The sequence below is a fragment of the Halovenus anhuiensis genome (assembly GCF_037080055.1).
Classification (GTDB): domain Archaea; phylum Halobacteriota; class Halobacteria; order Halobacteriales; family Haloarculaceae; genus Halovenus.
In genome coordinates this window covers 84,667-96,346 of the sequence record NZ_JBAOJI010000003.1, presented here as the reverse complement: position 1 = coordinate 96,346, position 11,680 = coordinate 84,667, and the positions used below count along the sequence as shown (strand labels likewise).

Sequence of the window (11,680 nt, the reverse complement as noted above, 5' to 3'; positions counted from 1 at the left end):
TGGGGTGACCGGAAATGAGCAGTGAAAGCGAGTCTCCCGATCTGACGCGAGACCGAGGGCTCAGTCAACTCATCGAGGGAACGAGTACCGGTGTGTTTGCGCTCTGTGCGGCCGTGACACTGGTGACGACGGTCGCGATTTTTGTAACGCTTCTCGAACCGGCACTCGAATTTTTCGCGGAGGTCTCTCTCACAGAGTTTCTCACTGGAACGGAATGGAGTCCGAATCCAGCGGGTGGCGAACTCCTCTTCGGGGTCGTTCCGCTCGTGATCGGAACGCTCACCGTGACGATCACTGCGGCGTTTATTGCGATCCCGATCGGAACGCTCACCGCGGTCTATCTCTCCGAGTATGCCACCACACGGATCCGGGCTGTGCTGAAACCGATGCTCGAAATCCTCGCAGGTATTCCGACTGTCGTGTACGGTTACTTCGCGTTCGTCTACGTGACCCCCGCGTTGCAGGCGACGTTGTTGCCGAACCTGGGGACGTTCAACGCACTGTCGGCCTCGCTGATGATCGGGATCATGACCATCCCGATGGTCTCTTCGATCAGCGAAGACGCGATGAACGCCGTCCCGGATCGACTCCGGAACGCAGGCTACGGACTGGGGGCGACGAAATACGAAGTCTCGACATCGATCGTCATCCCCGCATCTGTCTCCGGAATCGTCTCGTCGTACATCCTTGCCATCTCGCGTGCGATCGGAGAGACGATGATCGTCGTGGTCGCCATGGGATCACAGGCGAACATGCCACAGGTTCGGGACGCTATGTTCGGGATTCCCTACATCCATCCCGGCGATGTCCTCCTCCAGGACGGTGCGACGGTCACCGTCGCGATGGTAAATATCGCAGTCAGCGACCTGACTGGCGGGACGATCCCATACAAAGGGATGTTCGCCCTCGGGCTCGCGCTGTTTCTCATCACGCTCGTACTGAACGTTATCAGTGATATGATTGCAAAACGATACCGGGAGGTGTACTGAATGGCGACAGAATCACAATCAAACCAGTTCGGCCGCGTGAGCAGGCTCAAAGGCCAGGTGTTCGAGTCGGTCACCTTCGGTGCGTCGATCATCGGGATTCTCGCACTGGCTGCGCTGCTCGTCTACGTGACCATCGACGCATTCCAGCTCGAAGCAGCCAGCCCCGAATGGCTGCTCGTGTACTTCCTCACACTGGTCCTTCCGTACATCGGCTTCTGTCTGTACGGCACTGATCAGCAGATCCAGAAGCGAACGGGGCTCATCCTCGGTGGTGGTCTCGTCGGAACCGCCGTCGCGTTCACTGCGATCGAACTCCTACTCACGTCGATTCCCCGACTCAACTGGCAACTGCTGTATCTCTTTCTCTTCGTGCTGCCGGTAACTGGCTACGTGACTGTCGTCGGTAGTAATACGCCAACAGGTGCCGTCGGATTTGGTCTGCTCGGCCGACTCGCTGGCGGCGCGGGACTCGGTCTCTGGATCTTCGTCGTCTTCGTCGTCTTCGACCTGCAGATGTACCTCCTCATCTACACACTTGCGCTCCTCCCGGCCGGGCTGATAGCCTACGCACTCCGCCGGTGGGAGTTCGCCGGTCGATTCGTGAGTAACGATTCCGACGGAAGTTCGGGAACGGTCGTCCTTCTCAACCGTGTCCTCACGCTTGCAGTCGGTCTCATCGGGACTGTCGCCGCTGTGATGGTACGACCGATCATTCCATTCTATCCGACGAATCTCATCATTCTCTCCTGGGCAATGGTCGTTCCCGTAACTGGGCTCGTGACACTGCTAACGGTCAGGCAGTACGACCGCCGGACAGGGCTCGCTGTCGGGGTCGCCATCCTGGCCGCGTCACTGGGTGGCGGCTTCGGACTCTCGATAGTCACCTTCTCACAGAGTGCGTCCGTATTGCTGATGCTCGGGATTGCCGCACCGACGGTCACGTATCTCAACCGCATCCTCCGGTCCGGCGAGGGACGGGGCGGGCTGGTGTTCCCGCTGTTGCTCGTCGGCGGTGCGCTCGTTGGAGCGGTGATCGTCAACGCGGTCGGGATCCAGTCGCCGGACCCGTGGCTCAACCTCTCGTACATCCGTGGCACGCCGACAACCCAGACGACACAGGCTCGTAGCGCGGGACTGTATCCAGCTATCGTCGGTTCGATCATCATCATCACGCTGACTGCACTGATCTCGTTCGTCCTCGGCGTGGGGACAGCAGTGTTTCTGGAAGAGTACACCCGCGATTCGGGAACCATCGGCGCAGTTTCGCGGCTCATCCAGGTCAATATCGCAAATCTGGCTGCGGTCCCCTCGGTCGTCTACGGGTTGCTCGGGCTGGCTGTGTTCGTCAACCTGGCCGGGTTCGGTGTCGGGACGGCAATCAGCGCATCACTGACGCTCTCGTTGCTTATCCTGCCAATCACAGTGATTTCGGCACAAGAGGCGATCCGGTCGGTCCCTGACGAACTCCGGGACGGATCGTTCGCAATGGGGGCGACGCGGTGGCAGACGACGAAAAACGTTGTTCTCCCCGAAGCGATGCCCGGTATTCTCACCGGGATCATCCTCGCGCTCGGGCGTGCAATCGGTGAGACGGCCCCGCTGATCATGATCGGGATGGCGACGATTTCGTTCAGTCCACCGGCAGACATCTTCAGCCAACTGAGTGCGATGCCGATGCTGATCTACTCGTGGGCGAACAATCCCTCGCCGGAGTTCCGTTTCGGCGTCGTCGCTGCCGGCGTGCTGACGCTTCTGGCCGTGCTGCTAGCGATGAACGCGACAGCGATCATCATCCGCAACAAGTACGAGCGAGGCGCTTGACGCCTGATCTTACTGCTCGAATTCGTTCTCCGGGGGCCGCCCCCACACGCGGGCCTGTTCGAGTCGTCTGGCCGGCAGTTCGTCGATGATCCCGAACTGGAGCCGGTAGCCGAGTAATCCCATCCCCATGCCGAACAGCACCGTGCCTGCGGGCGTCGCGACGACTTCTTGCCCGACGACAAGTACGACGCCAACTGCAGTGAACGTCCCACAGGCGAGCACGAGCGACATCGGTCGTGTCCTGTTGACCAGCGCCAGTACGGCAGTGTGTTCGGCCACGTACAGAACCGTCACGAACGCGAACAGACCGGTCCCGGCGATCAGCAGTCCATCGAGCGAACGCGGACGGCCGCCCGTGACCGTGCCGAAGACGATGGCTGCGACGCTGAGTGCAAAGTCAACAAAAAGCGCCCGTTTTCGTGGTGTGCTCATCGGGTAAAGTGTCTCTCGAAGGCTGTCGAGTCCGTCAATCGTCCACGCCGGGGCTCCCATCGGACGGCTCGGGATCCTCCGTCGTCGATTCCTCGTCGTCCGATTCGGAGTCTGTCGAGCGGTAGTTGCGAGCGTACAGATAGACGGCGATGAGCGTCACGAGCCAGACGACGGCACCGACCCGGACCGCGAACAGCGCTCGGTCGGGCCAGGTGGGCAGATCAGCAAACACCGAGAGGCCGGTAACGATCGGCGTCCCCGCGAAGATAGTGGTGATGAACGTCACCTGCATCACCCACCCGTAGTCGACCCCCTCCGGATCGGTCGTACGTACGTCTGGAGTCACAGCCACTCCTTAGCGGACGAACGATAAGCAACTGGCGAATTCGAAGCCTGGATGGAGAGACTGTGAGTCCACCGGGAGAACAAGTTCTCCCAAGCTTCCGTTCACGAGCCTGCTCCCAAGGGCCTATATTTCACCGGAGGAAAACAGCGAGTATGCCAACCGTTCAGGAGATTCGGTCGAAGGCGGGCGAGGAACCGATCACGATGGTGACGGCCTACGACGCCGTCACCGCGACGCTGGCAGAGCAGGCGAGCGTGGATATCGCGCTCATCGGCGACAGTATGGGTAACGCCGTGCTCGGCTACGACGATACGCTCCCCGTAACCGTCGACGAGGTCGCCTCGCGTACGGGCGCGGTCGCGCGTGGCACGGAGGATACGCTCGTTGTCGCCGATATGCCGTTTCTCTCTTTTGGCACCGATCTTCAGACCGGCATCGAAAACTGCGGCCGAATGATCAAAGAGGAAGGAGCCAACGCCGTCAAGATCGAAAGCGGCGAGCACACGGTCGAACTCACCGACCGGCTCACCGACCTCGGAATTCCAGTGGTCGCCCACGTCGGATTGACGCCACAGAGTGTGAACCAGACCGGCTACACGCGCCAGGGCAGCGATCCCGAACAGGCCAAAGAGATCGCCCGACTCGCTCGCGAACACGAGGAGGCCGGGGCCTTCGCCTGTATTCTCGAACACATCCCAGCAAACCTCGCCGCACAGATCACCGACGACCTGGCGATTCCGACCATCGGCATCGGGGCAGGAAGTGACTGCGACGGCCAGGTGCTCGTCATCAACGACATTCTCGGCCTCTCTGACCGAACACCGCCCTTTGCCAAATCCTTCGGTGACGTCCGCGAGGAGATGGAATCCGCTATCGGCGACTACGTCGACGCCGTTGAGAGCGGGGAGTTTCCGGGCGAGGAGCACAGCCACGTCGCCGAGGAACTCGACGAACTGTACTGACCTTTACAGTCCCGCGGCCCGGAAAGAGGGTATGTCACTGTATGACCGGCTTGCGGATCTGCCTCTCGTGATCGACGACTCCGATCTCGAACTCAGAGAGCGAGATACCTCCAGCGGATTCCTGCGCACCTCGACGATCATCTCACTGCACGGCGACGGAGCGACAGGTCGCGGTGAGGACGTTACCTACGACAACGAGCCACACTACGAACTCGTCGAGGCAGCGCCCGAGTTCCCGTTTAGTGAAGTAGAGACCTTCGGGGAGTTCTCCGAACTCGTCGGCGACCTGGAGTTGTTCGTCGGCGACGAGCCAAAGGATCCGATCTATCGGTCCTACCGCCGATGGGGGTTCGAGAGCGCGGCGCTGGATCTGGCGCTGAAACAGGCCGGGACCGATCTGGCGACGCGACTCGATACGGAGTATGCTCCGGTTAGCTTCGTCGCGAGTACGCGCCTCGGCGAACCGCCGACTCTCGACCGCGTCGAGGGGCTGCTCGCGGACAATCCCGACCTCCAGTTCAAACTCGATCCGACCGACGAGTGGACGCCGGCCATCGTCGACGATCTCGCAGAGACCGACGCTGTGCGTATTCTCGACCTCAAAGGCTTCTACGAGGGAACTGATGTGGATCAGTCCGGCGACCCCGACCTGTACGGGATGCTCCTCGATAGCTTCCCGGACGCCGTCGTCGAGGACCCGGATCTGACCCCGGAGACGCGACCGCTGTTCGACGGCGAAGAGCATCGCGTCTCGTGGGACGCCCCGATCACGGGCGTCGAATCAGTCGAGAATCTTCCGTGGGAACCGGATTGGCTCAATATCAAACCCTCCCGATTCGGCTCGGTCGAGTCGCTTCTGTCGACGGTAGAGTACTGTCGGGAGTACTCGATTCGGATGTACGGCGGCGGGCAGTTCGAACTCGGCGTCGGACGACAGCACCTGCACGCGCTGGCCTCGCTTTTCTACCCCGACTCGCCGAACGACGTTGCGCCGCGAGCCTACAACGATCCGGAGCCTGAATCGGACCTCCCGCGGAGTCCGCTCAACCCACCGGCCGACCCTGACGGGTTCGAGTGGGAGTGATTCAAGCGCTGTTTGAGTCTCCGGGAGACCCTTTTAGTTCGGGATTGCAGTATCGTACATGAACGAGCGAATTGGTCCCGTGAGTACCCCCTCCGCGCTGTCCCGAGTCGCCCTCGGAGCGGCCGAACGAATCGGATTCTGGGGAAGTGTCCTCCTCCCCGCAACCTACTTCCCCGTCTTGTACGGGTTAGACGGCACGACGAAACTGTTCGTACTGACTGCACTCGTCACGCTGAACGTCGTGTGTCTCCACCTCGGCCGACAGTACAGAACCTAACGATGGCGCAACAATACCCAGAGAACGCAGACCAGACGCCAGATGCTAATCTCCCACCGAAAGCCCAGACCCTGCTGTCATATCTCGACAGCGAAGTCGACGAGGAAACCTATCTCAAAAGTCGGTTTGTCGCCAGAGAGATCGACCTCTCTGCGAAGGAAATCGGCGCGATGATGGCGAGACTGCAGGACGAATCGGTCGGCCTGACCATCGAGAAGTGGGGTTACACGAACGGCACGACGTGGCGGATTAGACAGGAGTGACTACTGGCGGTGTCGAGTTCAAGGCGCAAAACGACGGAAAGAAAAATCAGCCGCTTCAGTCGTCAGCAGGCACTTCGGCCGACTCTTCTTCGACGTAGTACTGCTCGATGTTCTCCTCGTCGACACGGTTGAGTTCCTCTTTCGGAAGCATCGAGAGGAGATCCCAGCCGATATCCAGCGTCTCGTCGATGTCGCGGTTGGTGCCGTACCCCTGCTCGACGAATTCTTCCTCGAAGCGGTCGGCGAAGTCGAGGTACTTGTTGTCGCGGTCGGAGAGTGCTTCACGACCGACAATGTTCACGAGGTCGCGCAGGTCCTCACCCTCCGCGTAGGCCGCGTAGATCTGGTCGGAGACGCCACCGTGGTCGCCGCGGGTCAGCCCCTCGCCGATCCCGTCGTCCATCAGCCGTGAGAGGCTCGGCAGGACGTTGACCGGCGGCTCGACGCCCTGACTATTGAGGTCGCGGTCGATTAGGATCTGCCCCTCGGTGATGTATCCCGTCAGGTCCGGGATCGGGTGAGTGATGTCGTCGCTCGGCATCGTCAGGATCGGGATCTGGGTGACAGACCCTTCCTGCCCCTTGATTCGGCCGGCGCGTTCGTACAGCTGAGCGAGGTCGGTGTACATGTATCCGGGGTAGCCACGACGGCCCGGGACCTCCTCGCGTGCCGCACCGATCTCACGCAGAGCCTCACAGTAGTTGGTCATGTCCGTCAGGATGACCAGGACGTGATACCCTTTGTCGAAGGCGAGGTACTCGGCAGTGGTGAGTGCAAGTCGCGGCGTGACCGTCCGCTCGACTGCGGGGTCGTCCGCGAGGTTCATGAAGACGACCGAGCGTTCCAGCGCGCCCGTGCGCTCGAAGTCGTCCATGAACTCGTTTGCCTCTTCGGCGGTGATTCCCATCGCGCCGAAGATCACTGCGAACTCACTGTCTTCCTCGTCGTCGCCCTCTTCTTCAGGCACAGTTGCCTGTCGGGCAATCTGGAGTGCGAGGTCGTTGTGCGGGAGGCCCGAACCCGAGAAAATCGGGAGCTTCTGGCCTCGGACCAGCGTGTTCATACCGTCGATGGCAGAGACGCCGGTCTGGATGAACTCCTCGGGATACTCCCGGGAGTACGGGTTGATCGCCGCACCGACGATGTCTCGGCGCTCGTCCGGCACGATGTCAGGGCCGTCGTCGATTGGGTTCCCCGATCCGTCCAGCACCCGTCCGAGCAGATCCTCGGTGACGGGCATCTTCATGGTCTCGCCGAGGAAGCGAACAGAGGCGTCGCGGTCGATCCCGCCGGTACCCTCGAAGGTCTGGATGGCGACGGTGCCACTGGAGGTGTCGAGCACCTGTCCACGGCGCACCTCGCCGTCGGCGGTTTCGATCTCGACAATTTCGTCGTAGCCGACCGGCTCGTCGACTTCGGCGAAGACCAGCGGTCCGCTGATTTCCGTGATAGTTTGGTATTCTTTCATTGTTAGTAGAGTGTGCGGAGCTGTTCGGTGATGTCGTCTTCGAGTTCCTCGACGAACTCCTCGGCCTCGTCGTCCGGCGTCGTGCCGATCCGGTTCAGCCGCGGCAGCGCGTCGATGTCGGTAATCTCCTCGACCGGGACGCCAGCGTCGAGCGCCTCAAAGGCCTCGTCGTTGAATGTCTTGATTGCGCCGAGAATCTGGTAGGTTTTCTCCGGCGGGCAGTATCGGTCGACGTCGTGCAGGGCGTTCTGCTGGAGCCACGCCTCCTTGAGGAAGCGAGCGACTTCGAGGGTGAGCTGCTGGTCTTCCGGCAGCGCATCCTTGCCGACGAGCTGGACAATCTCCTGCAGTTCGCCCTCCTCGTCGAGCACGTCGATTGCCCACTGGCGCTGTTCGGGCCAGTCCTCTGCGACGTTGTCCTCGAACCACGGGTCGAGCTGGTCGCGGTACAGCGAATAGGATTCGTCCCAGTTAATCGCCGGGAAGTGTCGCCGTTCCGCCAGATCTGCGTCCAGCGCCCAGAAGGTCTTGACAATACGCAGCGTGTTCTGGGTCACGGGTTCCGAGAAGTCACCGCCCGGCGGCGAGACTGCGCCGATTGCGGAGACGGAGCCCTCGGTGCCGTTGATGTTCTCGAAGTAGCCGGCTCGCTCGTAGAACTCGCTGAGTCGCGCGGCGAGGTAGGCCGGGTAGCCCTCCTCACCGGGCATCTCTTCGAGTCGGCTCGAAATCTCACGCATGGCCTCTGCCCACCGCGAGGTGGAGTCTGCCATCAGCGCGACATCGTAGCCCATGTCACGGTAGTGTTCTGCGATGGTGATCCCCGTGTAGACACAGGATTCACGCGCCGCGACGGGCATGTTCGACGTATTGGCGATGAGGCAGGTCCGGGCCATCAGCGCGTTGCCGGTCTGCGGGTCAGGCAGGTCCGGGAAGTCGTCAATGACCTCGGTCATCTCGTTGCCACGCTCGCCACAGCCAATGTAGACGACGATGTCTGCGTCTGCGAACTTCGCCAGTGACTGCTGGGCGACAGTCTTGCCGGAGCCGAACGGACCGGGAATCGCGGCCGTCCCACCCTTGGCAAGTGGGAACAGGCCGTCGAGAATACGCTGTCCCGACGTGAGTGGTTCGGTCGGGGTCTGCTTGTTCTTCGTCGGTCGTGCTTCACGGACCGGCCACTCCTGGCGCATCTGGATCTCGTCGCCAGTCTCCAGTTCCGCGACGGTGTCCTCGACGGTGAAGTTGCCGGACTCGATGGAGACGACCTCTGCGGTCTCGTCTTCTTCGAGCGTGCCCGGCGGGACCATCACTTTGTGGTCGATACTCGGCGTCTCGGGAACGGAACCGACGATATCACCATTACCGATCTCGTCGCCTTCCTCGACTTCGGGAGTGAACTCCCAGGTCTTTTCGAGGTCGATCCCCGGCGCGTCGACCCCACGGTCGAGAAACGCCGAGTTCATCTTGTCTTCGAGGACGTCGAGCGGGCGCTGGACACCATCGTAGATGGAGTCGAGCATACCCGGTCCGAGGTCCACCGAGAGCGGCGCACCCGTCGACTCGACGGGTTCGCCCGGGGAGACACCGGAGGTCTCCTCGTATACCTGAATCGTGGTCAGGTTCCCTTCGATTTCGATAACTTCGCCCATCAGCCCCTCGTGACCGACGTAGACAACGTCGTTCATCCGCGCGTCCAGATCCGTCGCGGTCACGACAGGGCCACTGACGCTTTCGATGATGCCGTCTTCACGGACATCGGATTCTGTTGCTTTACTCATTGTTTTCGTCTTCCTCCATCAGATCGATTCCGATTGCTCGTTTGATCTGTTCGCGCAAGCCGCTACTGCCTGCTCCGCCGCCGAGTGTCACCACGACCGGTTCGACGCTCGTCTCGACGTCCTCGCGAACACCCCGCGAGAGGTGATCCAGATCGTCGTTGTGCATCACGACGATGCCGACCCCGTCGTCGGTGAGTGTCTCTTCAACTGCATCATCGAGACGCTCGGCCTTGTCGTCTTCGGGGACGTTCTGGAACTTGCGGACGCCGGCGAGTCGAAAGCCGGTCGTGAACTCGGGACTGCCGATGACTGCGATTTCCTGGCTCATATTACCACCAGTTCCTCCTCGATTTCCTCGACCGAGAGGCCAACCTCTCGGCCCCGGGCGATCGCCCGGACGTTTTCGATCTCCCGCTCTTTGGCCAGAATGTACGACAGCGCCGAGCAGATCGAGATCGGATGCGAGTACGAGAGCGTATCCGAGTACTCGAGCAGTGCCGCATCGAGGGCCTGCTCGAAAGCGCTCAGGCTCTCAGCCTCGTCCAGATCTGCCAACGCGTTCGAGAGGTCGTCGCCGTAGGAACTGTCCCGGATGTACTCGACGAGGTCGTCGAAACTGCCGACCAGTTGTCGGAGTTCTCCCTCCTTGAACAGTTTGCCCCCTTCGATGTAGTACTCCTCGGGGTCGAGATCCGTGCCAGTACGCGAGAGTCGAAGTGCGTTCCGGATGTTGCGGAAATCGATCTCCGCCTGCAGGACCTCAACGTACAGCCCCTTCGGGCTGTTGGGGTTCAGTAAAACCGTGTTCACGTCGTCGAGCAGGTGCTCGTAGAACGTCTTGTCGATGGCGTTTTCGAGGGGGACGAGCACGTCCTGTTCCTCGAAGTCCTCGTAGGCCGTTTCGAGCCCCTCCTCGAACATCGTTCCATCGAGCAGTTCGACGATCTCTTCGATCGAACTGGCACCGGTCAGCGAATCCAGCAGTTGGTCGTCGAATTCGCCGGCACGGATGAAGTCAGTCTCGATCTCGTCGGGACTGGCTCCGGAGTAGACGCCGCGGATCGCCGTCTTGGCGTTCCAAGCGTCGAATTTCCGGAGGTAGTTTGCGATCAGGTTGTTCAGTTCGCCGTCCGCCCAGTCGAGCAGATCGTGGAAGTGTTTGGCGAGATTCCGGTTGAGGGCATACTCGATGAGGTCGACGCCGCTGTGGCGGGCCCCGAGGTCGTTCATCTCGGCTTCGTACTCGGTTTCCTCCATGTAGCGGGCGATCTCACCGGTCCCCATCCTGACCAGTTTGCGGTAATCTTCCTCTGCAAACAGCGCTGCTCGGCGTGAGCGGACGCGGGCGTTCACGTACTCGGGGTTTGAACTACCTGTCGCGCTCATTGCTCGAACAGTCTGTCACTTATTTCACGGAGATTGTTCTCCCAGACTTCGTCGAGGATCGAATCGAACGTGTTTTTGACCCGAACGCGGGACTCGTCGCTTTCGGCGACGACGCCGCCGAGACAATCGAACTCACCGGCGTACTCGAAGCCGTCGTATTCTTCGAGTAGGCCTTCGAGCAGTTCTTGATCGTCGGCACGGCCGTAGACCTGCACCGACGAGGCGTCTTCGAACTCCTCGGCAGTCGCGTCGAGCAGCGCCGCGGTCAGCTCCTCGCGCTGGTCGCCCGACAACTCTACGACTTCCTGCTCGATATCGTCACGAACTGACTGAAGAACCTCCCGTCGAGCCTCCAGTCGGGCCTGCTTGGCTTGGAGCTTCGCACTTGACAGCTTCTGCTCGCGTTCCTGCTCGATCGTCCGCTCGGCCTCTGCGAGGGTCTCCTCGTGGATCTCCTCTGCGTCGGCCTCGGCCTCGTCGATGATCTCTTCGGCCTCAGCATCCGCTTCGTTGCGGATTTCGTCCGCACGCGCGCGGGCCTGTTCTCTGATGTCCTCGACAACTGTATCCAGACTCATAGGTGAATAAAGGGGTGTGAGTCGTTAACCCACGATGAAGATGGTCACGAACGCGATAATGATCAGCGTCTCGGGAATCGCCGTGAAAATGAGTCCCGAGATCAGGTTGTCGCTGTCCTCTGCGACGGCACCGACTGCGGCGGATCCTATTCCGCGCTGTGCGTATCCCGTCGCGATCGCCGCCAGTCCGACAGCGATTGCTGCGGCCGCCTGTGGTTCGAGTGCTGGTGCACCTGTCGTCTGTGCTTGACTGAGTACAACGCTTAGGGCTTCAATCATGGGTATGTGTTGGT

At 61.0% G+C, this 11,680-nt stretch carries 14 protein-coding genes; 6 read left to right on the top strand and 8 right to left on the bottom strand.

Translation table 11 applies throughout. The features are described 5' to 3' along the window. The first annotated feature begins 14 nt into the window (after positions 1-14). On the top strand, positions 15-989 hold the full coding sequence (pstC, locus tag V8P86_RS09205) for a phosphate ABC transporter permease subunit PstC (protein WP_336326968.1): 975 nt from the start codon (positions 15-17) through the stop codon (positions 987-989). After that, positions 990-2,810: a phosphate ABC transporter permease PstA gene (pstA, locus tag V8P86_RS09200; protein WP_336326967.1), complete on the top strand. Its 1,821-nt coding sequence runs from the start codon at positions 990-992 to the stop codon at positions 2,808-2,810. Between the two features lie 9 nt (positions 2,811-2,819). Here the strand turns inward: pstA and V8P86_RS09195 are convergent, their stop codons facing one another. Both V8P86_RS09195 and V8P86_RS09190 read right to left on the bottom strand, forming a co-directional pair. Beyond that, positions 2,820-3,242, bottom strand: a complete 423-nt coding sequence (locus V8P86_RS09195; protein WP_336326966.1) for a hypothetical protein — start codon at positions 3,240-3,242, stop codon at positions 2,820-2,822. A gap of 34 nt (positions 3,243-3,276) precedes the next feature. After that, on the bottom strand, positions 3,277-3,534 hold the full coding sequence (locus V8P86_RS09190) for a DUF5822 domain-containing protein (RefSeq protein ID WP_336327289.1): 258 nt from the start codon (positions 3,532-3,534) through the stop codon (positions 3,277-3,279). Positions 3,535-3,740: 206 nt separating this feature from the next. Here V8P86_RS09190 and panB point away from each other — a divergent pair, with 206 nt between their 5' ends. From panB to V8P86_RS09170, 4 genes are read left to right on the top strand one after another with little or no spacing between them, the layout of a single operon-like run. Next, a complete protein-coding gene (gene panB / locus V8P86_RS09185; RefSeq protein WP_336326965.1) occupies positions 3,741-4,550 on the top strand; it encodes a 3-methyl-2-oxobutanoate hydroxymethyltransferase in 810 nt (269 codons plus the stop codon). Between the two features lie 31 nt (positions 4,551-4,581). Continuing rightward, positions 4,582-5,634: a hypothetical protein gene (locus V8P86_RS09180; RefSeq protein WP_336326964.1), complete on the top strand. Its 1,053-nt coding sequence runs from the start codon at positions 4,582-4,584 to the stop codon at positions 5,632-5,634. Between the two features lie 58 nt (positions 5,635-5,692). Beyond that, positions 5,693-5,911 carry a DUF8028 family protein gene (locus V8P86_RS09175; RefSeq protein WP_336326963.1) on the top strand — a complete coding sequence of 73 codons (219 nt, stop codon included), beginning with the start codon at positions 5,693-5,695 and terminating at the stop codon, positions 5,909-5,911. 2 nt (positions 5,912-5,913) lie between these two features. Continuing rightward, positions 5,914-6,174, top strand: coding sequence for a DUF7123 family protein (locus V8P86_RS09170; RefSeq protein WP_336326962.1), 261 nt, complete (start codon positions 5,914-5,916; stop codon positions 6,172-6,174). A gap of 55 nt (positions 6,175-6,229) precedes the next feature. Here V8P86_RS09170 and V8P86_RS09165 read toward each other — a convergent pair whose 3' ends face one another. The 6 genes from V8P86_RS09165 to V8P86_RS09140 are packed head-to-tail and all read right to left on the bottom strand — an operon-like array spanning position 6,230 to position 11,666. Then, positions 6,230-7,642: an ATP synthase subunit B gene (locus tag V8P86_RS09165; RefSeq protein WP_336326961.1), complete on the bottom strand. Its 1,413-nt coding sequence runs from the start codon at positions 7,640-7,642 to the stop codon at positions 6,230-6,232. A 2-nt stretch (positions 7,643-7,644) separates the two neighbouring features. Further along, positions 7,645-9,423 (bottom strand): ATP synthase subunit A, encoded by a 1,779-nt coding sequence (locus tag V8P86_RS09160; protein ID WP_336326960.1) that lies wholly within the window; start codon positions 9,421-9,423, stop codon positions 7,645-7,647. Next, positions 9,416-9,751, bottom strand: a complete 336-nt coding sequence (locus V8P86_RS09155) for a V-type ATP synthase subunit F (RefSeq protein ID WP_336326959.1) — start codon at positions 9,749-9,751, stop codon at positions 9,416-9,418. Before V8P86_RS09155 ends, V8P86_RS09160 begins: the two co-directional genes overlap by 8 nt. Then, a complete protein-coding gene (locus tag V8P86_RS09150) occupies positions 9,748-10,809 on the bottom strand; it encodes a V-type ATP synthase subunit C (protein WP_336326958.1) in 1,062 nt (353 codons plus the stop codon). Before V8P86_RS09150 ends, V8P86_RS09155 begins: the two co-directional genes overlap by 4 nt. Further along, positions 10,806-11,387 carry a V-type ATP synthase subunit E gene (locus V8P86_RS09145; protein ID WP_336326957.1) on the bottom strand — a complete coding sequence of 194 codons (582 nt, stop codon included), beginning with the start codon at positions 11,385-11,387 and terminating at the stop codon, positions 10,806-10,808. Before V8P86_RS09145 ends, V8P86_RS09150 begins: the two co-directional genes overlap by 4 nt. Positions 11,388-11,411: 24 nt before the next feature. Further along, the gene (locus V8P86_RS09140; protein WP_336326956.1) at positions 11,412-11,666 is read right to left on the bottom strand and encodes an ATP synthase subunit C-like protein; all 255 of its coding nucleotides are present in this window, start codon (positions 11,664-11,666) and stop codon (positions 11,412-11,414) included. Positions 11,667-11,680: the final 14 nt, after the last annotated feature.

Bases quoted from the DNA above. Each gene is read 5' to 3' on its own strand.
- panB (WP_336326965.1), top strand. From the start codon at position 3,741: ATGCCAACCGTTCAGGAGATTCGGTCGAAGGCGGGCGAGGAACCGATC.
- V8P86_RS09195 (WP_336326966.1), bottom strand. From the start codon at position 3,242: ATGAGCACACCACGAAAACGGGCGCTTTTTGTTGACTTTGCACTCAGC.
- V8P86_RS09190 (WP_336327289.1), bottom strand. From the start codon at position 3,534: ATGCAGGTGACGTTCATCACCACTATCTTCGCGGGGACGCCGATCGTT.
- V8P86_RS09150 (WP_336326958.1), bottom strand. From the start codon at position 10,809: ATGAGCGCGACAGGTAGTTCAAACCCCGAGTACGTGAACGCCCGCGTC.
- V8P86_RS09145 (WP_336326957.1), bottom strand. From the start codon at position 11,387: ATGAGTCTGGATACAGTTGTCGAGGACATCAGAGAACAGGCCCGCGCG.
- V8P86_RS09180 (WP_336326964.1), top strand. From the start codon at position 4,582: ATGTCACTGTATGACCGGCTTGCGGATCTGCCTCTCGTGATCGACGAC.
- pstC (WP_336326968.1), top strand. From the start codon at position 15: ATGAGCAGTGAAAGCGAGTCTCCCGATCTGACGCGAGACCGAGGGCTC.
- pstA (WP_336326967.1), top strand. From the start codon at position 990: ATGGCGACAGAATCACAATCAAACCAGTTCGGCCGCGTGAGCAGGCTC.
- V8P86_RS09175 (WP_336326963.1), top strand. From the start codon at position 5,693: ATGAACGAGCGAATTGGTCCCGTGAGTACCCCCTCCGCGCTGTCCCGA.
- V8P86_RS09165 (WP_336326961.1), bottom strand. From the start codon at position 7,642: ATGAAAGAATACCAAACTATCACGGAAATCAGCGGACCGCTGGTCTTC.
- V8P86_RS09155 (WP_336326959.1), bottom strand. From the start codon at position 9,751: ATGAGCCAGGAAATCGCAGTCATCGGCAGTCCCGAGTTCACGACCGGC.
- V8P86_RS09140 (WP_336326956.1), bottom strand. From the start codon at position 11,666: ATGATTGAAGCCCTAAGCGTTGTACTCAGTCAAGCACAGACGACAGGT.
- V8P86_RS09170 (WP_336326962.1), top strand. From the start codon at position 5,914: ATGGCGCAACAATACCCAGAGAACGCAGACCAGACGCCAGATGCTAAT.
- V8P86_RS09160 (WP_336326960.1), bottom strand. From the start codon at position 9,423: ATGAGTAAAGCAACAGAATCCGATGTCCGTGAAGACGGCATCATCGAA.